The sequence below is a fragment of the Flavobacterium hiemivividum genome (assembly GCF_004349145.1).
GTDB lineage: Bacteria > Bacteroidota > Bacteroidia > Flavobacteriales > Flavobacteriaceae > Flavobacterium > Flavobacterium hiemivividum.
Window position 1 is genome coordinate 619,017 of the sequence record NZ_SMFO01000001.1, and the last position, 21,893, is coordinate 640,909.

Here is a 21,893-nt window from a genome sequence, read left to right on the forward strand (position 1 = left end):
ATTGAATATTAATGATTGAAATGATGAAATAATGCAATAAAAATGAATCCAAAAGGAATCACAATTGCAAAAGCGTATCCAAAAGCTTTTAAAGATCTTGAATATTTATTATTAAACCCAACTGATTGAAAAGAAGAGCTGAATCCATGCCATAAGTGTAATGCTAACAAAATAAAAGAAAGTGAATACAATCCTGTCCGTACCGGACTTTCAAATTTAGCCACTAATTCGTGGAAATATCTTGTTTCATCTAATGGGCTTACCTCAACGTACTTGTAAACCATCTCTGGAAACCAAAAGTCGTAAAAATGCAATCCTAAAAATGCCAGGACTACTACTCCAGAATAAATCATGTTTCTTGAAGTCCAAGAAGAATTTGCAGCTCCGTTGTTTTTAGCATACGAAATTGGTCTTGCGTTTCTGTTTTGAATTTCTAAAACAAAACCCATTGTAAAGTGAAAAATAACACCTACAATTAAAATGGGCTGAATCACAAATTGAACCAGTGGGTTATTTCCCATAAAATGAGAAATCGAATTAAAAGTATCGGAACTAAAAACCGAAGTCATATTAATAAAAAAATGCTGTGCTAAGAACAGCATTAAAAAAATTCCTGAAAGCGCCATAGCAACTTTTTTAGCTATTGACGACTTCAATAATGCAGATTTTGCCATAAGATTTGAATAATTTGTTTTAAAAAATACCACAAAAATAAAGCAAAATGAAATGAACTACAACCTTTTCGCTGTTATTTATAATGATTTTAAAGTGTCGGTTTCCACTAAATTTAAGCCTATAAAAAACCAACTTCTAATTGTAGTTCAATACATTAAAACATTTATCACTATGTTGAAGATTCTTTTTCAGACCTTACAACTTAACAAAATAATAGATATTCTATTTATTCCGTGACAAAAAACCAGATTTCCGTATGCCTTAGACACAATTAACTAAATTTGTCCATGTATTTTTGAACTATTAAATCCGTATTTTCATTTCGAGTTTTGAGCTCTAGTTGAATGGGAGCAGAAGCTCTTTCTTCGCAGTTTTTTACAGCACATGTTTCACAAGTTACTCCTACAATTTGCTTTTTAATTGATTTATTATCGATGAATTTAAATTTCTTCTTCATGCTAGGAGTAATCAAAATACCAACAGATATACTTCTCAAACAATCTTTTTTGAAAGGATCTTCGGTGGCCGATGAAAAAACAAAATACTCGTTTCCGCTGTTTTCGTAACTCGAAATCTGAGCATCAAAAAAGTGTTTTTTATGCTGCGCTATGGATTGCTCGATTGTTTTAACCGAAACCCAACGACGGCAATAATGCTCGTTCATTTCGTTAGCATGTGGCTCCTGCTGATTAGTAATATGCAGCTCTTTTTTAATCTGATAAGTATCCGCGCCGATTTTATGAGACAATCGAAGAAAAAATATATTTTTCAACTGGAAATCCTTAGGTAAAATATTAGTTAATCTCTGGTAAAACGATTCTGGAGATACATTAAACTTACCCATTAATTGCAGCATTTCTTGTGGTTTAGGATCTGTTTTAGCCAAAAATAAATTCAATTCGCCAACCAATTGTTTTCTTGGTATTAGTAACGCTCCAGCAAAATAAGAAGCGTAGAAATTATTTAAAACCTGATCAAAATTATCAAATTTAATCCAACTGAAAGTATACAATCTTTCGGTTATTTCTAAATAATTATAAGCAATCTCCTTAGCTAGAATAAATGCCTTTTGTTGTTCGTCGATGTCTAATGAAAGTAACAAAGTTTTACTTTTTGGAACATATATAGATCGCAAATCTCCTAATTCCTCCTGCTCTGAAAAAACAATCTCCTGAATTGTATAACCATATTCTTCGATTAACACAGCTGTCAAATCTCCAACAGCAATTTTACTGTCTATATTTATTTGAAATGCTTTTGAAAAGTCTAACACTTTTTGCTCTAAATCCTCAAAATAATTATTATGCGCTTCTTGGTACGAACGTAAGGCGGCCAGAAAAAAACTCTCCCGAGTTAAATTATAGTGCTGCGCTATCTCGATAATCGTGCTAATAAAGGCGTTCACTTTTGCAGGCGCATTAGCAATAATATCAATAAGATCATTTTCCTGGATTCCGAAAATATCTAAAGGAATCTCCTTTAGAATCCCAGATTTTAAGATTTCCCCTATTGGAGCCAGATTATTATCCAACTTCAAGGAAACCATATTGTCGTAAGAAACATCTAATTTTTCAGATAGAAGTATAATCTTATCTGTTTTTGGATATTTTTTACCTTTTTCGATTTCGTTCAAATACGATTTTGACAGATCCGTGATTTTCGCCAAACCAAATAAAGATAAATTCTTATTGGTGCGAGCTTGCTTAAGTTTTAGCCCAAAAATCAACTTTATATATTCCTTTTCTACAGTCATACCGTGGTATATTTTTATTTTAAGAACAGCTAACAATATCTTTCTACCTCTTTTAGGATTGTTATTCTTTCCTTTCGAAAATAACAACAACCCTAAACCTAGACGCATTGCACTATTCCAAATATACGCTAAAAAATAAAAACGCAAGAAAAAAGTTTTTCACATTTTTTGCGAACGTTCGCTTGTTTTGTAAAAAACTTTTCGTAACATTGTCATGTAAAACACATTAACTATGAAAGACCAAAACAAAACAACCGAAGATTCATTACAAATCACAGCTGAATCATCTCAGCAGTATGCCAATATTCTAACAGATACCGCAATGGACTTTGTAACCGACTTACATCGTCAATTTAATAACCAAAGACTTTTGCTATTAGAAAGACGAGAAAAACAACAGCAGCTATTTGATGCCGGAAACCTACCCAACTTTCCAATAGAAACAAAAAACATCAGAGAAAGTGAATGGCAAGCTGCTTCCACACCCGACGACTTATTAGACCGAAGAGTAGAAATAACAGGCCCAGTCGATAGAAAAATGGTAATCAACGCACTCAACTGCGGCGCAAAAACATTTATGGCTGATTTTGAAGACAGCACATCACCTACCTGGGATAACCTCATGAGTGGTCAGCAAAACTTAATAGATGCAGTAAACAAAACAATTTCATTAGAAGACCCGATAAAAAACAAAAAATACAAGTTGAACGACGAGACTGCCGTTTTAATTGTAAGAGCTAGAGGACTGCATTTATCGGAAAAGAATATTATGATAGACGGCGAAGAGACTTCCGGTTCATTAATTGATTTTGGATTATACGCTTTTCATAATTTCAAACAGTTAATGAAAAATGAATCAGCACCCTATTATTACATTCCAAAATTAGAGCATTATCTAGAAGCAAGATGGTGGAACGAAGTAATCGACTTTACCGAAGACTACTTGAAAATACCAAGAGGAACAATCAAAGTAACGGTATTAATTGAAACGATAACAGCAAGTTTCCAGTTAGACGAAATCATATTTGAGTTGAAAGAACACATCGTAGGACTAAACTGTGGTCGATGGGATTACATATTCTCTTATATCAAAAAATTAAGAAATAACCCAGCCTTTATTGTGCCTAACAGAGACCAAGTAACCATGACTTCCCCATTTATGCTTGCTTATTCCCAACTGGTGATTCAAAGATGTCACAAAAGAAACATCCACGCTATAGGAGGAATGGCAGCACAGATTCCGATAAAAAATAACCCCGAAGCGAATACAATCGCGTTCAACAAAGTCATCGCCGATAAGGAACGTGAAGCCAAAAACGGACATGACGGCACTTGGGTAGCACATCCAGATTTAGTGGGATTAGCCATGACAGTATTCGACAAATACATGCCTACAAAAAATCAGATTCATATAAAAAGAGAGGACGTTAACGTTTCTGAAGCAAACCTATTAGAAGCACCAGTTGGAACCATTACTGAAGAAGGAGTCAGAAAAAATATAAATGTTTCTATTCTTTACATAGCCTCATGGCTCAACGGCCAAGGTGCTGCCGCCATTCATCATTTGATGGAAGATGCTGCAACAGCAGAAATTTCCAGATCCCAACTATGGCAATGGCTACAAAACAAAGTCACATTAGAAGATGGAAAAGAATTGACTGACAGCTATTATCATCGTATTGCCATGGAGGAATTCGAAAAAATAAGAAAACTTATTGGAGATGACAATCATGAAAAAGGCAAATACAAATTAGCCGAACAACTATTAGACATTCTTGTTGTCAATCCAAAATTCATTGACTTTTTAACGATTCCTGGATACAAATACATCTAAAAACAACCAACCAATAAATTAGAAATTATGAAAACTACCGAAACCAGAATTCAAGAATTAGTTAGTGACTGGATTACAAACCCAAGATGGAAAGGCGTTGAACGTCCATATACAGCCGAAGAAGTAGTAAAACTTCAAGGGTCATACAAAATAGAACATAGTATCGCCAAACTTGGTGCTGAAAAATTATGGAACAAGCTTAACTCACAAGATTTTGTAGCAGGATTAGGCGCACTAACAGGAAATCAAGCCATTCAAGAAGTTGAGGCAGGACTAGAAGCTATATATTTAAGTGGATGGCAAGTTGCCGCTGATGCTAACGTGGCAGGCGAAATGTATCCTGACCAATCCTTATACCCGGTAAACAGTGTTCCTTTAGTTGTAAAACGAATTAACAATGCATTATTAAGAGCCGACCAAATACAGGTTGTTAACGGAGAAAGACACAAAAAAGATTATTTAGTACCGATCGTTGCCGATGCAGAAGCAGGTTTTGGAGGTAATTTGAATGCATTCGAATTAATGAAAGCTATGATAGAAGCAGGAGCTTCAGGAGTTCACTTTGAAGATCAATTGAGCTCGGCAAAAAAATGTGGCCATCTTGGCGGAAAAGTATTAGTTCCTACACAGGAGGCGATAAATAAATTAATTGCAGCGCGTTTAGCGACTGATGTTATGGGTACTCCGACACTAATTGTAGCTCGAACAGATGCAGATGCGGCTAACTTATTGACAAGCGATATAGATCCAAGAGATGCCAAGTTTATTACGGGAGAAAAAACAAGTGAAGGATTTTTCCATGTAAATAGTGGTATTCTACAAGGAATTGACAGAGGATTGAGTTATGCCCCTTATGCTGATTTAATTTGGATGGAAACCAGCAACCCGGATTTAGCCTACGCAAAACTATTTGCTGACGCCATTCACAAAGAATTTCCAGGTAAATTGCTGGCCTATAACTGCTCACCATCATTCAACTGGGCTGCCAAATTATCTGTAGCACAAATGGAAACTTTTAGAGAAGACTTGGCTGCAATGGGTTATAAATTCCAATTTATCACTTTAGCTGGATTCCATGCACTAAACACAAGCATGTTCGAATTATCTAAAGCTTATAAAGAAAGAGGAATGGCGGGTTACTCTGAATTGCAAGAAAGAGAGTTTGCTTTGCAAAAACACGGTTTTAGAGCAGTTAAGCATCAAAGTTTTGTAGGAACATCTTATTTTGACGCAGTTCAAAACACCGTTACAACAGGTAAATCATCTACAACTGCTATGAAAAATTCTACCGAAGCTGCTCAGTTCTAAACAAAACTATTCATTACTAACTTCATAACGCATTGGTTTAAAAAACATACTTTTTGAGCCAATGCGTTTTTGTTGTTTTTTACATAAAATTCTCGGATTCATAGATGGAAACAATTTAATCTTAGTATTTTTGAATAATTAAAAAGATTAAATAGAAAGAACATGAAATACCATCAAATTGACCGTGACTTATTTATAAAGAACCGTAGTAAATTTATGGCTCAAATGAAGCCAAAAAGTGTAGCCATTTTTAACTCTAATGATATTTATCCAATAAGTGCCGACAGTACAATGCCATTTGCACAACACCGCGATATCTTTTATTTAAGTGGTGTGGATCAAGAAGAAAGCATCTTACTATTATTTCCAGACGCTCCTTATGAGCATCAAAGAGAAATTTTATTCTTAAAAGAAACTAACGATCACATTGCCGTTTGGGAAGGTGAAAAACTAACCAAAGAACGAGCATTAGCAGTTTCAGGTATCAAAACCGTATATTGGTTGCAGGAATTCGAAAAAGTTTTATTCGAATTAATGACACATTCTGAAACAATATATATAAATACTAACGAACATTACAGAGCTACTGTCGAAACAGAAACTCGCGAGGCCCGTTTTGTTAAATGGTGGAAAGATAAATACCCTGCACATGCTGTTGCAAAGAGTAATCCTATTTTGCAACGCATCCGTTCTATAAAAGAAAGCGAAGAGATCGACTTAATACAACAAGCGTGTAATATTACTGAAAAAGGATTCCGTAGAATTCTTTCTTTTGTGAAACCAAACGTCATGGAGTACGAAATCGAAGCCGAGTTCATCCACGAATTCCTTCGCAATCGTTCTAAAGGTTTTGCTTACACACCAATTATTGGTTCAGGAAATAACGCTAATGTTTTGCATTATATCGAAAACAACCAGCAATGTAAAGCAGGGGATTTGATTTTATTAGATGTAGGTGCAGAGTACGCTAACTATTCAAGTGATATGACCCGTACCATTCCCGTTTCAGGAAAATTTACTGACCGTCAAAAAGCAGTTTACAATGCCGTTTTGAATGTTAAAAACGAAGCTACTAAAATGCTTGTTCCAGGAACAATTTGGAAACAATACCACATTGAAGTGGGAAAAATAATGACTTCAGAACTGCTAGGTTTAGGATTAATCGATAAAGCCGATGTACAAAACGAAAACCCAGACTGGCCAGCTTACAAAAAATACTTCATGCACGGAACTTCACACCATATGGGATTAGACACCCATGATTATGGAATTTTGACAGAACCTATGCAAGCTAATATGGTTTTCACTGTAGAGCCGGGAATTTATATTCCTGCAGAAGGCTTCGGAATCCGTCTTGAGGATGATGTCGTAATTCAAGAAAGTGGAGAACCATTCAACTTGATGCGTAACATTCCTGTTGAAGTAGATGAAATTGAAACTTTGATGAATTCTTAGAAAGAAAACAGAGCAAAGAAAAAAGAATAAAGACGGTTTACAGCAATGTGAACCGTTTTTTTTTATGGAATAAACCCAGTTTTCAATTAACAAACGACACATCACAATTAAACCTTTTTCTAATCTTTTGGGCGCATCCCCGCTTCCGTAAACTCTAGCTGGGTCGGGCTATTCGCTACAAGTCCTCGTCTCGTCCTAAAAGACGAGACTGTGGGCTTTTCGCTGCTATCCCTTGCGCGAACCATAACAACAGCTAACAAATCCTAAAACAATCTTAAAGTCGTAACTTTATTCGACCGTTGACGTCCTATTAAAATAAATGAAATCAATCATTGAGCAAAACTAAAACATAAGAGAAACATAGACTAAATAGAATTTTATTCTAACGCCATAAAAAGCCTACAGCTCTATTTTTCCTTAAAAAGTGAAACGCCTTTTAAGCAATCCAAAAACCTATGCCTCTCTATGTAGTTAAAAACGATAAAAATCAACTTCAAACCACATTGGTTCAAAAAAAAATAAAACTATGACAGCACACGAAATAGATTACCAGATATTTGGCGAAGAAATGCAATATGTAGAGATCGAATTAGATCCTCAAGAAATCGTCATTGCCGAGGCAGGGAGCTTTATGATGATGGACAATAACATCCAGATGGAAACGATATTTGGAGATGGTTCTGAACAAAAATCAGGAATCTTTGGCCAACTTTTAAATGCTGGTAAAAGAGTACTTACAGGCGAAAGCTTGTTTATGACTGCTTTTATAAATCAAGCCAACACAAAAGGAAAAGTTTCTTTTGCCTCTCCCTATCCCGGGAAAATTTTACCAATAGATTTAACCGAATTTCAAGGAAAATTCATCTGTCAAAAAAGTTCCTTCTTATGCGCTGCTAAAGGCGTATCTGTTGGAATTGAATTCTCTAAAAAACTAGGCCGCGGACTCTTTGGCGGTGAAGGATTCATTATGCAAAAAATAGAAGGCGACGGATTAGCGTTTGTACATTCTGGTGGAACCATGGCTAAAAAAGAACTTAGAGCGGGCGAAGTGCTAAAAGTAGATACTGGCTGTATCATAGGATTCACTAAAGATGTAGATTATGATATCGAATTCATTGGCGGAATCAAGAACTCTATTTTTGGTGGCGAAGGTTTGTTTTATGCTACGCTTCGCGGTCCTGGAACGGTATATATTCAATCCCTACCTTTCAGCAGACTCGCAGATAGAATCATCGCTTCAGCACCAAAAGCGGGTGGAGATAGCCGCGGTGAAGGAAGCCTATTGGGCGGATTAGGAAATTTACTGGATGGCGATAATCGTTTTTAAGGTTAAAACATCCCACCTTAATCCAAACGCAAACTTGTCATCCTGACGAAGTAAGGATCTTGTCAAAATACGAAACCAATACCAACGGCTTTCAGAGATGGGAGCCGTTTTTATTAAATAAACATCTGATATATATATGTCACTTTATTAAACTCAAAATTAATACTCTCATTATTTAATTCCTTAAAATAAAGTCTCCCAACCTTATTCATTTCAATAATAACTTTCTTATCTATTATACTAAGTAAATTTTTTAATTTACTCTCCCTATCATGAGCACAGTGATAAAATATACATATTTTGGAATATGCACCGGAATCTAATTCCAAAAACCTAAACAAATCCTTAATATACTCTTTATCTGATTCGTCCAAAGAATGCCCTAGTATATAAAAAATCGTCTCATCAATATGGCTTTTTACATTTCCTGGAATTTCAATAAACTTTTTATTAGAATTTTTCTTTATTTTTTGATAATATTTAGCGAAATCATATCCTTTAGCTATTTTAACTTCTACCGGAATTTCACTAACGCCAAAAACTAAATTTTGAAACTCACAATCTTCATGCATTTCCCCATGTAAATAAACTACTTTTGATTTATCAATATTATAGAATTTTTCTAAAGTTGGAGTGTAATTAAAAGTATAGATTTCATTGATTAATTGAAATGGTATAATTTGATTATGATTTTTATGATTGTAAAATAACCCGACAATATCTACAAGATATCGATTAAATATAATTGCAAAATTTTCAAATGTAATTGACAAATCCTTCAATATATGTACGCTTTTAATTCCTTGCGTCCTTTTATCTACATATTTGTCATTAATACTAAAAATTTCTTTGTCTTCATATTTATGTTCAATTATTTCAAATAAATTAAAATCAAAATAATTTATAGTTACATCTCGATATTCGTTGCGTTTTTTAAATTGAGGAGTTTCTGATTTTAGTAAAACCGAAAGTTGTTTCAAAATATTTTCAACTTCAATTTCAAAATCAATCCAAGTATCAACTTCTAAAACAGTTTTAAAATAGCTATACCAATTATTATCCTTTAACAAAATGTGTAATTCTTTGATTTTCTCTTTGTCGAATTTAATATCTACCGTGTTATAATTTTCTAAAATTAAATTATAATCTAGATCAAATTCGTCTTTGAAATAACTACCAAATAATTTTTCAAATGAGACTTCGTTTTCAAATTTAGCTGTATCAATCGTCTTCATAATAGCCATAAAATGGCCATACTTTGTTGGTAAATGATGAAATAAATCAAATCCGTTTCCTATAATTAGAATTTTACTCATAAGTAAAAAATTGCTTCTTTCAAATATACTATTTTTATTACACGAAAACTTATATCAACTTCTATTACTTATATGGTTTAAAAATAATTAAAATTCTATTTTTGCAAAAAACAAACTGAACCCGTTGAAACAAATTCTGTTTAAAAATACCAGCATCTCTTATTCTGACTCAGGAAAAGGCACCGCTATTGTCCTGCTTCATGGTTTCCTGGAAAACCAAACTATGTGGGATAATTACATTGCTACTTTTTCGAAAAAAAACCGAGTGATCACAATTGATTTATTGGGTCACGGAGAAACAGAATGTTTAGGCTATGTCCATTCCATGGAAGACAACGCTGATGTCGTGCATACTGTTTTAGCGGAGTTGCGCATCCGCAAAGCAATTCTTGTGGGACATTCGATGGGTGGTTATGTAGCTTTGGCTTTCGCCGAATTGTATCCAGAAAATGTAAAAGGTTTGGTTTTACTAAATTCGACAGCTAGAGCAGATAGCGAAGAACGAAAAGTAAATCGCGATCGCGCGATAAGAGCCGTGAAACAATCTTTTGTGAATTTTATATCTCTCGCTATTGCTAATTTATTTAGTGAAGGAAACCGAGAAAGGCTAAGTGCTGAGATTGAAATTGTAAAAAACAAAGCGCTAAAAACGCCACTGCAAGGCATCGTAGCTTCGCTCGAAGGAATGAAAATTAGAAACGATCGCGAAGTGTTACTGCATCTTACTGCTTTTCCAAAACTACTAATTCTGGGAGAGAAAGATCCCGTTTTACCTTTCGAAGAATCAAAAGAACAAATTGAGAACACCAAAGTACAGTTAGTCACTTTTCCAGACGGACACATGAGTCACATCGAAAACGAAGAAGCATTGACAGATATTTTATTGAAGTTTTTTAAGAAACTTTAATGATTTTGTGCTCTTCGCGATAACTTAGTTAGCTTTGCTGTTAAAGAACCTATTCTTTCTCTTCGAATGGAATACTAACATCCAGAATTTCATTCAGCAACAACACAATCTGCTCTAGATAATTAGTCATCACCTCTTGGTTTACTATCATATTCCCTTCTTTTTCTTCTTTGAAATTAAACGGTAAAAAACCCGCTTTTAGATTCTTAAAAGAGATAATTCCGGCTTCAATAGATTTCGATTTCGCTTCGGTTTCGTACATGTACGCATAAGCTAAAACCTGAATAATTTTGTCGTTTTTAATCTCCTGCGTCAGTCCTTTCCATGTCTTCAGCATTACACTAGATTTTTCGACCTTCCCGGTTTTATAATCAATAATCCTGATTACTCCGTTGCGCTCTTCGATTCTGTCAACGTTTCCTTTTATCAATACTGGAAATGGCAAAGTAGGATGATTTAAAATTCTTTCGAAAGTTTTTTCCAATGCTATTATTTTAATCGCATCGCCTGCTTTTATACTTTCTAATTCGACCTTCAAGAAATTAGATACATTGCGTTTTGCTACTTCAAAAGCGAGTAAATTACGTCCTTTCTTAATTTCGCCTTCCTTGTAAACTTCTTTAAATTGTTTCAAAACCTCATCATCTATTTGCTTAAAGCAATTTTGAATATCAGCTTCTGAAATAAATTTATCTACAAACGGATCGTACAAAGACTTCAACGTTTCGTGAATTATGGTCCCCAAAGTATTCAAAGCAATATTCTCTTCGACTTCTTCGACTTCCCGGATACGCAATATCTTCTGAAAATAAAACTGAATTGGATTCCTTATATAACTCGTCAACGCCGATGGTGAAAAACCAACATCAGCGATTTCCTTTAAACGCAGCATCACGGATTCTGATTTTTCGATAACCATTGGCGTATAAGCTGTTTCCGGTAATACGGCATTGTAAATTTCGTGCGTTAAGGCATGATTTGGCTGTTTCTCGACTTCTAACTGAGTGATAAACCTACTTTTCTCACCTGCATCCAGTCCTTCACTTTCGGTGTTATAAAGCAAGTAGATGTTTTTAGCACGTTGCAATAAATGATAAAAATGATAGGTATAAATAGCGTCTTTCTCTTTAAAAGTAGGCAAACCTAACTCTCGTTTCACATCATATGGAATGAATGAATTCTGGGATTTTCCCGCTGGGAACTTTCCTTCATTCATGGAAGTCACAATCACAGTATCGAAATCAAGCACTCGACTTTCTAGAACACCCATAATTTGCAAACCGTTTAATGGCTCTCCTTCAAAAGAAACGGCAGCCAAGTCAATCACTTGTTTATAAATAGCGTACAGCGTTTCAATCTTATCAATGTGTTGGTGTTGTGAGTAATAATTAATCAGTTTATTAATTACTTTAAAAATAGAAAACACAAAGGCCTTTGTTATTTTTTCCTCTTCATTGTCGTTACTTAAATTCTCTTTAATGGTAAGCAACAACTTAGAAACAGTATCCAAAACTGCAATCGAACCATTTTCCCATTTCTGGAACAACAACACAAATAGATCCGTAGGATTCGCATTCAGCTCCATCAATTTATGATGGGTTATAAATGTGTAATTGTTCTTATTAATTAGATTAACTAATTTACCTGTTTGCGCATATGGCTCCACCAAAGGATGTGTTAAAATATCCAGTACATCTTTATAATACAACACATAATTCTTCGCGTTTCTAGCTAATGCATTTGTATGCATCTTGAACAACTTGGCGATTAAAATTTGGGCAGGATTATTTTTACTAGGATATCCCATTGTAATATTCAAAGCACCCACACTCGAGGGCAACGAATATAAAAGTGGAACTAGAAGATTTTCTTCCCCAAGAACTACAGCAACTTTATCGAGCGTTGCATTAGGATTTTCATTAATTATATTTTCGATAATACCACCGGCAATTTTTGCCTGACCAATTGTTTTTGGAGTACCAATAACTTGAATGTTTTTAGTCTGCGAAAAATCGTCTACAATCCATTCAAAAGGATTTGATTTGTACTCTTTCCAGTTTTGTTTAAACCGCCTTACAAATAATCCTGCGTCATGATAGGGATCATTGAGGAACGTTTGATCGGCATCCCAGTATATTTTAGCTTTATCAGCAGCTATAAGATGTTGAATGATTTTTTCTTCGGAGGCATTTAAGGCATTAAAGCCCGCAAAAATATAAGTCTTGCTCGTAATTAATTTCGAAAATTCACCTAAATTCTCTACTGCTTGACGGTAAATTAGTCCTTGATAACCAATGCCTTTTTTAAGCAAGTGCGCATATAAAGTTTGGTAATAATTAGGTAATAATTTCCAAAAGTCAATATAATTTTCGAGTAGTTGAGTTTTGTTTTCGACTTCGATGCCCCATTTCTTGATATCTTCGATGTCTTTTAAATAAGACAAAACATAAGTTGGATCTAACAAATAACGATCGATTTCATTAAAATCTTGCAAGAGTGTTTTGGCCCAATTGGCAAACAATTCAAACGACTGTTGGTTTGCTTTCTCAGTAACTGATAAATATACATCATAAAATTCAAACAACAATTCGATCGGATCTATCGTTCGAATTCCTGCAATGTCTTGGATAAAATCCTCGATACTAATAATTTCAGGAGAAAGAATATTGCCGTCGACTTGTTTTTTCAGGGCTTCAATCAGGAAAATCTTAGCTCTCTTATTTGGTAAAACGACTATCGTATCAGATAGCTTATCAGAGTAATTTTCAATTAAAACTTGTGCAATTTTATCTAAAAAAGAAGTATTTATCATTTCATAAAAATAAAAAAAACGCCCCGATAAATCGAGGCGTTTCCCATAAATATTTTAGAAAAATCTATTCTTCTTTTATTAAAGAAATTTCAACTCTTCTATTTTTCGCTTTACCTTTAGCAGTTTTGTTAGTATCCATTGGTTTAGTTTCACCAAAACCTGTAGATTTCAATCTATCAGCTTGAATACCATTTTCAACTAAGTAATTTTTAACCGCTGCAGCTCTGTTTTCAGATAAAGTTTGGTTCATTTCGTTACTTCCGTCGCTATCAGTATGGCCTTCAACTAAGAATCTAGAATAAGGATATTCTTTTAAGATTTCAGTAATTGACACTAAAGTTGGGTAAGTTTGTTTTTTGAAAGATGATTTTCCAGAATCAAACAAGATAGTTCTACTGTACTCATTCAATTTCATCATAACTGCTTCTGAAACTTCAGGACAACCTTTGTTAGCAACAGTACCTTTTACTTCTGGACATTTGTCATCTTTATCTAAAACTCCGTCACCGTCAGTATCAGGCCAAGGACAACCAGCATTTTCTTTTGGTCCTGCAACAGTAGGACATTTGTCATCTTTATCAGCTACTCCATCTCCATCAGTATCAGGACAACCTTTCAATGCAGCTAAACCAAATACGTCTGGACAAGCATCATCTTTATCAGCGATACCATCACCATCTCTGTCTGGACAACCATTTAATGCAGCTGTTCCAGCTTCAGTTGGACAAGCATCAGCACTATCTTGAATTCCGTCTCCATCAGTATCAGGACAACCGTTGAATTCTTTTAAACCTGCAACTTCTGGGCACGCATCATCTTTATCGTAAATTCCATCACCGTCAGTATCTTTTCCTCCAAATTTGAAAGTAATACCAGCAGTATGTTGGAAATGAGATGGAGCATCAGGAGTTCCGTTAGCATCTTCTCTATCTCCAAAAGATTTTTTATATGAAGATTCAAGAGATAAACCAATGTTTTCAGTGAACCAAAATGTTAATCCAGCACCTGGGTTTAACGTTCCGTAACTACTATCTCCAAAGAAAGTATAACCTCCACCTACGTGTAAGGAAGGATCAATTACTTTAGAATTAATTAAATTCATGAAGCTGTATTTAACTGTACCGTCAATACCATAGTACATCAAATCTCCAGGATTAGAAACTACCATTCCTCTTGAATCATGTCCTGGTGCAGTAGGATCGAATTTTACATATTTATCAATCTTGTTTACAGAACCTTGAACACCAAAAGAGAAATTATCTCCTAGGTATTTAGATACTTTAATGTAAGATACAGATGGAAGAACATTCCAATTGTCTTTTACTGCGAAAGGTTGAGAAAAATGTTGGTCTAACCAACCATTTCCACCACCTGCACTAGTTCTAGTGTCTACGGCATTAACTCCAAAAGAGATAGCCCATGGATTGTTGCTGTCTTGTGCGTGTGAGCTTAAACCCATCACCATCATTACAGCAACTAAAATTTTGCTAAGATGTTTCATACTTTTTTTTTTAATTACAATTTAGTTAATTACTAACAAAAGTAACTCGATTATTATTATTTACAAAACGAAATGTTAAAAAAAACCCATTTTATTAAGGAAAAATGGTAATTATATAACTTCGACCTATAATTATACAACATTCAGCGCCTTGCCAACCTCAACAAACGCATTTATCGCTCTATCCAAATGCTCTTTTGTATGTGCCGCAGACAGCTGAACCCTAATCCTTGCCTTATCTTTAGGCACTACAGGGAAAAAGAATCCAATTACATAAATCCCTTTTTTCAACAATTCATCTGCCATTGTTTGAGATAATTTTGCGTCATAAAGCATAACTGGTACAATTGCAGAATCTCCTTCAACAATGTCAAATCCAGCCTTTTTCATTCCTTCTTTGAAATAATTGGTATTCCATTCTAATTTATCTCTTAAAGAAGTATCTTTTTCTAATAGTTCGAAAACTTTAATAGACGCTCCAACAATCGCCGGCGCTAAAGAATTAGAAAACAAATAAGGTCTAGAACGTTGGCGTAACAATTCAATAATTTCTTTTTTAGCTGTTGTATATCCACCCATTGCTCCTCCCAGGGCTTTCCCCAGAGTTCCCGTGATTATATCCACTCTTCCCATTACTCCTTTTGCCTCAAGCGTTCCTTTTCCTGTTGCTCCAATAAAACCCGCAGCATGACACTCATCAACCATTACCATAGCGTCATATTTATCTGCTAAATCACAAATTTTATCTAAGGGCGCTACAACCCCGTCCATAGAGAAGACGCCATCAGTAACGATAATTTTAAAACGACTACCAGCTTCATTCGCTTTGATCAATTGTTGTTCTAAATCGGCCATATCACTATTTGCATAACGATAACGTGCCGCTTTACACAAACGAACGCCGTCAATAATAGACGCATGATTCAAACTATCTGAAATAATAGCATCTCCTTCACCCAATAAAGGTTCGAAAACACCTCCATTAGCATCAAAAGCCGCCGCATATAAAATTGTATCCTCTGTTCCGTAAAACTCAGCAATTTTTCTCTCTAAAGTTTTATGAATGTCTTGTGTCCCACAAATAAAACGAACAGACGACATACCAAAACCATGTGTATCTAATGCGTCTTTTGCAGCTTGTACTACTTCTGGATGAGAAGACAATCCCAAATAATTATTAGCACAAAAATTTAAAACTGTTTCTCCCGTTGAAATTGTTATTTCAGCTCCTTGAGGAGATGTAATAATTCTTTCCTTTTTGAAAATTCCGTTGTCCTCAATAGTTTGCAATTCGTTTTGCAAATGCTCTTTAATTTTTCCGTACATTTTATTGCCTTTTAATATATTTATAATTTGCTCTGTTCTATTTTTCGATTACAAATCTACCACATCAATTTCTTTTCCAATATAGATAAGTGCTTTTTTTACCACTTTGTATCCCATTAATTCTATTGCCGACTGATAGTCTTCTATTTGCTTTTGATATTTTGCATTATGAACTCCTGTTTTATAATCCAATAAAAAAACTTCCTTGTCTTTAGTGACAACCATTCTATCTGGCTTTATCGTTTTCCCTTCTTTTTGAATTATGGTTTGTTCATTTAACACCGTATGTTTTTCAGAAAAAAATGATTCCAAAGCTGCATGATTTACAATGTCTTGAATTGTCTTTTGCACCAATTCCTTTTGTGCAAAAGTAATCAATCCACTTTCAATGGATTTAGTAACCGCCAGATCAACGTCCTTTTTAGTTTTTACAAAAGATAGAATTTCATGAACTACATTCCCGTATTCTATAGACTCCTGCTGATGTGTCCCCCACATCAAAGCCTCCCGTTGCGCTATTTTAATATTTTTTGGATTTAAGATTTCATCAACCACACGAATTGCTTTTGAAGTATCAATATGCTTCGCCTTGTTTGATAATTTTATAGTACTTCCAAAATCATAGTCCAATTTATTTTCGTCAAAAACTCCTTTACTCACTAAATAATTAATAAAAAAAGTACACATGTTGTTTTTGGGAACTTCTCCTTTACTTGACAAATTCATATTCGAAATGACATAAAGTTGTTCCTCCGCTCGAGTTAATGCCACATATAACACATTTACATTATCCAATAATTCCTCTTGTTTCTTTTGATCATAGACCGCTTTTGCTTCAACACCAAAACCTTCTACCGCACTACTGTTGTCTACCAACACCTTTGGCAGACCAAAATCCATTTCTTCACCGTCAAGCCATAACTTATCCTTAGGCTTTCGACTGTAATCTTCTTCGGCGAAAGGCATGATTACCACGGGAAATTCTAATCCTTTGGATTTATGTATCGTCATAATGCGAACCGCATTATTCCCTTCAGGTAACGGGATACTGAGTTTCTCCGCATTTTTATCCCAAAAATTAAGGAAGTCTGCAATTCCTGCCTGGTTTCGTACATCTCGTTCGAGAACAATGTCTAGGAAATATTGCACATAAGCATTCCCCACCCCAGCCCTCCCCGAAGGGGAGGGAGACTGGTTGATTACGTTGTCTTTTGATTTATTAGCCAAATTGAATAATTTTTCATTATTCAATTCTACAGTTTGTTGCTGCTCTTCCAGTACGTTTCTAATGGCTTCTAAAACTTTTGAAATTGAACGTACTACTTCTTCATTACGAAAACGGATTACTTTATATCCTAAATCATTTAAAACATTTGTTCGGTTTTGATCTAATAAAATTTGCTCCTCAGATAAATGATATTCGCCATCAACCTCAACGATTAGTTTTTTTGACAAACAAACAAAATCAACTATATAATTATCTATCAAATGTTGCTGCCTGAATTTGCTGCCCAAAGACTGCTCTTTGAGTTCATTCCAAAGTATTTTCTCAGCAACCGTAGGTTCTTTTCTATGTGCAATTGCTTTTTCTATTAAAAGATGAGAATTATTCCCACCAGTCACAAACCCTTTTTTACCCGAGATAGACCTAGTATTTCCATCTACATTATCTAAGTCTTTAACGTTCCCAATATCAACAACGTCTCCCCCTCCTTCAGAGGGGACTGGGGGGAGGATAAATTTTGCAACTATCACTTCTACCGCTTCATACAATGATTTTTTTCGAATGTTTTGAAAGGATAGTGAAATATCATAACTCATGAGCCATTTCTCAAAATCGGCTTCTAGTTTTTGCTCCATTCCTTTTGCAATGAAATCATGAACCGGCAACTGATCTTGAATGTTTTCAGCGATATAATGTAGAAAATGGGCTTTCGCCTCTAAATCGGCATTGTTTTTAAGGTATTTTAAAAGATGAATAATCAGCCTGACTTCGGTCGCGTTCTGAATCATCAACGTTTCTGAAGACAAAAGCGGAATATTCTGTTCTGTCAAATAGTTAGCAATTGCAATACCTTGGCTTCTTTTACGAGTCAAAATCACAATGTCTTTGTATTCAAATCCTTCTCGAACTACTTTTTGAATCGTATTCAAAGTCGCCAAAACAAACAACTCTGTTTTATCCAAAGCTTCTTCGTCCTCTTCTGTCGTTTCGACCTTTGGGATAAAGGAAATATTAACGTAGCCGCCAGTTTTATCATTGGTTTTCTGATGGCTGTGATTTTCATATAAATCTTTGTAGTCAGGATGTTCAAACTCTGATGACAACAGTTTGAAAAATTCATTGTTAAACTCAATCACCTGCGAATAAGAACGATAGTTTTTATCTAAATGTTCCAACTTCTTTTCCGGATTAGAGAAAGGATTATTGTCTTTGCTTAGCTCGATAAACTGCTCTGCTTTACCTCCACGCCAGCGGTAAATGGATTGTTTGGGATCGCCCACAATCATCAACGTTCCTTTCTCTCCATAATCGTCCTGACCGGCAAGCGCATTATCAATTAACGGAATTAAATTTTGCCATTGCATCTCTGAGGTATCCTGAAATTCGTCAATAAAAAAGTGACGATAGCGTTCCCCTAATCGTTCATATATAAAAGGTGCCGGCTGATTTTGAATCTCCCGATGTATAATTGCATTAAATTCAGAAATGGAAAGTACATTTTGCTCTTCCTGAATTTTGGCTAATTCATTGCTGACCGTATTCAGTAATGATAACGGCGTAATGTTTCTAAGAAAGGCTTTGTAGAAATCTCTTTTTTCGAAATTCTTATAAATCGTTCCCAAAATCTGAATCAACTCTGGAATTATATTTTCGATTATTGCGCGATCTCTAGCCGTTTTATTAATTGCAATATCATCAACCTCGTGAAAGGTTTTGTTTTTCGGATTGTATTTTCCGTCTCGAATACTAATTAGGTGATTCGGGAATGTCCCTCTAGAAAACGACTTCAAGTCTATTCCGTTATTTTCTATAAGTGTTAATGCGGCTTGAGCAAATTCGGCGTTGTCTTTTTCTAAAACTTTGCAAGACTCAATTAATTTCTTTTTGATCTCGACAAAATCAGCAATGGATTTGTCGTGAAAATGAGTGATTTCACTTCGGTGGTTTTCATTGAGTACTAAGCGTCCCGTGTCCAAAATCTCACGCGAAATATCCCAGGATTTATCATCATCCGTTTTCTCCATGGTGAAATCGATAAGCAACTTAGTCAGCGTTTCGTCTTCCCCAGCTTGCGCGATGATGGCATCAACCGCTTCAATTAATAAATTCTCTGTATCTAAGGTTACTTCAAAAGTCATAGGCAACTTTAAATCATGAGCAAAAGCACGAATCACTTTATGAGTAAATTTATCAATGGTCGAAATATCAAAAGCAGCATAGTTATGAATAATATGCTTGATGATTTGTTGTGATTTGGTTTTGATCTGGATAATCGATAACGCTGTATCTTTAGCCAAATCATGCATCAAATCGGCTGCTTTTTTCGAAGGTTCGTCTTTAGCAAATTCAGATAAACTTCCCACAATACGGCTTTTCATTTCGTGTACCGCTTTATTGGTAAACGTAATGGCGAGAATGTTGCGATAAGCATCATTTTTAGGAGCCACTAAAATGATCTTCAGATATTCTTTTACAAGCGCATAGGTTTTACCGGAACCTGCGGATGCATCATATATAGCGAAGGATGGTCTCTGCACCTTTACCGACTCGTTAGTACTCGAAACTGGATTTATATTATGTTCCAAATTAGCTTGAATTTTTTATTTTTTTATTTGACGATATCATTTTCCTACATTATCCTCTATGTCTATGACGTATAGAACTAGCCCTGATAGAAGTGAAAATCCTTTTTCTAAATCAGGAATATTTAGAAAAAGATTGCAACGAATAGCAGGAAAAAGCTCCTAAAAACAGAACTATTACTAGGTTGCTTTTAAAAATTGTTTGTTTAATGTTTAAAAGTAGTATTTTTGCACTATGGAAACAAATAGACAGAAAAAAATAGGTGGGGTGATCCAAAAAGATTTGGTTGATATCCTACAAGGTGAAGTGAGAAAAAACGGAGTAAGTAACTTAATTATTTCGGTATCCAAGGTTGTCGTTACTTCAGATTTATCTGTAGCGACGGTTCATTTAAGTGTTTTTCCTCAGGAAAAAGCAAAAGAGATTTTAGAGGCTGTTAAGTCAAATTCGAAAACAATAAAACACGATTTATCACAAAGAGTACGTTTGCAATTGAGAAAAGTGCCAAATTTGGTTTTCTTTATTGATGACTCTTTAGACTACATTGAAAAAATTGACAATGCTTTAGCTAATAGAGATAATCCTATTGAAAACAGAGATCTTTTAGAAAAACGCAAGCTGATATAATTTGAATTTCCCCCTTTACATCGCCAAACGTTACATTCTAAGTAACAGTAAAAACAATGCCATAAATATCATCAATCGCATTGCGAGTTTGGGAATAATTGTTGGCGCCATGGCTTTGTTTGTGGTGTTATCTGTTTTTAGCGGCTTGAAAGTGTTTAGTCTTTCATTCACAAACGACATTGACCCCGATCTAAAAATAAGCAGCACTTTAGGAAAATCATTTCTCGTTTCTCCATCACAAGAAGAGCAAATAAATAAAATTGAAGGCATAGCTTCTTATAGTAAAATTATAGAAGAACGAGTATTGTTTGTTTTTAATGACAAGCAAGTCGTAACGTACTTGAAAGGAGTTGACACCAACTTTAGTAAAGTAAACGACATTAAAAAAACATTGTACAACGGCCAGTGGATTGAGCCTGATACTTATCAGGTTGTTGTAGGTTATGGAATTGCTCAGAAATTCTCCATGGGATTACTGGATTTTAATAAACAACTGGAAGTATTAGTTCCTAAACCAGGAAGAGGAGCCATTACAAATCCCGCGCAAGCTTTTAATAAAACCGATGTTTTTCCCGTAGGCATTTATTCCATAAGTGACGATCTCGACTCTAAATACGTTTTTGCAGATTTGGGTCTGGCCCAAGAATTATTGGAATACAAAACCAATCAGATTTCGGGAATTGAGATTAAGGAAAAAGCTGGAGCTGATGAAGCAGCAATCATCGAGAAACTACAGACCATCTTCAACAATAAAATCACGGTAAAAAATAGGGCACAACTCAACGAAGCCTTGTATAAAATGTTGAATACAGAGAATATCGCTGTGTATTTAATTTTTACTTTGGTTATTGTAGTGGCGCTTTTCAATCTTATTGGCGCACTGATTATGATGATTCTCGACAAAAAAGGAAACCTAAAAACACTTTTTAATTTGGGAACAGAAATCAAGGATCTACGTAAAATCTTTTTACTTCAAGGAACTCTACTAAGTGTCTTTGGCGGAATTATTGGTTTAGTTTTAGGAATTGCAATTGTCCTTTTACAACAGCATTTTCAATTGGTTATGATTACACCTACACTGGCTTATCCAGTTGTTTTCACACTCGAAAACGTATTGATTGTTATGGGAACAATTGTAACTCTTGGATTTATCGCTTCGCTGATTGCAAGTAGTCGAGTGAGTAAGAAGTTGTTAGAGTAGGTTTTCACCGCTAACTCGCAAATTTCATTCTCTTTTAAATTCT

At 34.9% G+C, this 21,893-nt stretch carries 14 protein-coding genes; 7 read left to right on the plus strand and 7 right to left on the minus strand.

Annotated elements, in window-relative coordinates; all coding sequences use genetic code 11:
- Positions 1–8: 8 nt before the first annotated feature.
- Complete coding sequence (locus E0F98_RS02800) at positions 9–674, minus strand: succinate dehydrogenase cytochrome b subunit (RefSeq protein ID WP_132108968.1); 666 nt, start codon at positions 672–674, stop codon at positions 9–11.
- 272 nt (positions 675–946) lie between these two features.
- Entirely contained in the window at positions 947–2,428 is a 1,482-nt protein-coding gene (locus tag E0F98_RS02805) for a helix-turn-helix domain-containing protein (protein ID WP_132109338.1), read from the minus strand.
- Positions 2,429–2,660: 232 nt separating this feature from the next.
- On the opposite strand from E0F98_RS02805, the gene aceB reads away from it, so the two are divergent.
- The 4 genes from aceB (at position 2,661) to E0F98_RS02825 (ending at position 8,352) form a co-directional block, all read left to right on the plus strand.
- A complete protein-coding gene (gene aceB, locus E0F98_RS02810) occupies positions 2,661–4,262 on the plus strand; it encodes a malate synthase A (protein ID WP_132108970.1) in 1,602 nt (533 codons plus the stop codon).
- Between the two features lie 27 nt (positions 4,263–4,289).
- Positions 4,290–5,570, plus strand: a complete 1,281-nt coding sequence (aceA, locus tag E0F98_RS02815; RefSeq protein ID WP_132108972.1) for an isocitrate lyase — start codon at positions 4,290–4,292, stop codon at positions 5,568–5,570.
- A 162-nt stretch (positions 5,571–5,732) separates the two neighbouring features.
- Positions 5,733–7,025, plus strand: a complete 1,293-nt coding sequence (locus E0F98_RS02820) for an aminopeptidase P family protein (protein WP_132108974.1) — start codon at positions 5,733–5,735, stop codon at positions 7,023–7,025.
- Between the two features lie 526 nt (positions 7,026–7,551).
- The gene (locus E0F98_RS02825) at positions 7,552–8,352 is read left to right on the plus strand and encodes a TIGR00266 family protein (RefSeq protein WP_132108976.1); all 801 of its coding nucleotides are present in this window, start codon (positions 7,552–7,554) and stop codon (positions 8,350–8,352) included.
- A gap of 113 nt (positions 8,353–8,465) precedes the next feature.
- On the opposite strand, the gene E0F98_RS02830 is transcribed toward E0F98_RS02825, so the two are convergent.
- Positions 8,466–9,668 carry an AbiH family protein gene (locus E0F98_RS02830; protein WP_132108978.1) on the minus strand — a complete coding sequence of 401 codons (1,203 nt, stop codon included), beginning with the start codon at positions 9,666–9,668 and terminating at the stop codon, positions 8,466–8,468.
- Positions 9,669–9,792: 124 nt separating this feature from the next.
- On the opposite strand from E0F98_RS02830, the gene E0F98_RS02835 reads away from it, so the two are divergent.
- Positions 9,793–10,575: an alpha/beta fold hydrolase gene (locus tag E0F98_RS02835; protein WP_132108980.1), complete on the plus strand. Its 783-nt coding sequence runs from the start codon at positions 9,793–9,795 to the stop codon at positions 10,573–10,575.
- A gap of 49 nt (positions 10,576–10,624) precedes the next feature.
- Here the strand turns inward: E0F98_RS02835 and E0F98_RS02840 are convergent, their stop codons facing one another.
- The 4 genes from E0F98_RS02840 to E0F98_RS02855 all read right to left on the minus strand — a co-directional run bounded on the left by E0F98_RS02840 (position 10,625) and on the right by E0F98_RS02855 (position 19,976).
- Positions 10,625–13,387 carry a PD-(D/E)XK nuclease family protein gene (locus tag E0F98_RS02840; RefSeq protein ID WP_132108982.1) on the minus strand — a complete coding sequence of 921 codons (2,763 nt, stop codon included), beginning with the start codon at positions 13,385–13,387 and terminating at the stop codon, positions 10,625–10,627.
- A 64-nt stretch (positions 13,388–13,451) separates the two neighbouring features.
- Positions 13,452–14,888 (minus strand): OmpA family protein, encoded by a 1,437-nt coding sequence (locus E0F98_RS02845; RefSeq protein ID WP_132108984.1) that lies wholly within the window; start codon positions 14,886–14,888, stop codon positions 13,452–13,454.
- 132 nt (positions 14,889–15,020) lie between these two features.
- Entirely contained in the window at positions 15,021–16,214 is a 1,194-nt protein-coding gene (gene kbl / locus E0F98_RS02850; RefSeq protein ID WP_132108986.1) for a glycine C-acetyltransferase, read from the minus strand.
- Between the two features lie 48 nt (positions 16,215–16,262).
- Entirely contained in the window at positions 16,263–19,976 is a 3,714-nt protein-coding gene (locus E0F98_RS02855; protein WP_132109339.1) for a UvrD-helicase domain-containing protein, read from the minus strand.
- A gap of 280 nt (positions 19,977–20,256) precedes the next feature.
- Here E0F98_RS02855 and rbfA point away from each other — a divergent pair, with 280 nt between their 5' ends.
- Entirely contained in the window at positions 20,257–20,649 is a 393-nt protein-coding gene (rbfA, locus tag E0F98_RS02860) for a 30S ribosome-binding factor RbfA (protein ID WP_132108988.1), read from the plus strand.
- A gap of 1 nt (position 20,650) precedes the next feature.
- Positions 20,651–21,850: an ABC transporter permease gene (locus E0F98_RS02865; RefSeq protein ID WP_132108990.1), complete on the plus strand. Its 1,200-nt coding sequence runs from the start codon at positions 20,651–20,653 to the stop codon at positions 21,848–21,850.
- Positions 21,851–21,893: the final 43 nt, after the last annotated feature.

Excerpts from the sequence above, each read along its gene's own strand:
- E0F98_RS02840 (WP_132108982.1), bottom strand. The coding sequence starts at position 13,387 with ATGATAAATACTTCTTTTTTAGATAAAATTGCACAAGTTTTAATTGAA.
- aceA (WP_132108972.1), top strand. The coding sequence starts at position 4,290 with ATGAAAACTACCGAAACCAGAATTCAAGAATTAGTTAGTGACTGGATT.
- E0F98_RS02830 (WP_132108978.1), bottom strand. The coding sequence starts at position 9,668 with ATGAGTAAAATTCTAATTATAGGAAACGGATTTGATTTATTTCATCAT.
- rbfA (WP_132108988.1), top strand. The coding sequence starts at position 20,257 with ATGGAAACAAATAGACAGAAAAAAATAGGTGGGGTGATCCAAAAAGAT.
- E0F98_RS02825 (WP_132108976.1), top strand. The coding sequence starts at position 7,552 with ATGACAGCACACGAAATAGATTACCAGATATTTGGCGAAGAAATGCAA.
- E0F98_RS02800 (WP_132108968.1), bottom strand. The coding sequence starts at position 674 with ATGGCAAAATCTGCATTATTGAAGTCGTCAATAGCTAAAAAAGTTGCT.
- E0F98_RS02845 (WP_132108984.1), bottom strand. The coding sequence starts at position 14,888 with ATGAAACATCTTAGCAAAATTTTAGTTGCTGTAATGATGGTGATGGGT.
- aceB (WP_132108970.1), top strand. The coding sequence starts at position 2,661 with ATGAAAGACCAAAACAAAACAACCGAAGATTCATTACAAATCACAGCT.
- E0F98_RS02820 (WP_132108974.1), top strand. The coding sequence starts at position 5,733 with ATGAAATACCATCAAATTGACCGTGACTTATTTATAAAGAACCGTAGT.
- kbl (WP_132108986.1), bottom strand. The coding sequence starts at position 16,214 with ATGTACGGAAAAATTAAAGAGCATTTGCAAAACGAATTGCAAACTATT.
- E0F98_RS02805 (WP_132109338.1), bottom strand. The coding sequence starts at position 2,428 with ATGACTGTAGAAAAGGAATATATAAAGTTGATTTTTGGGCTAAAACTT.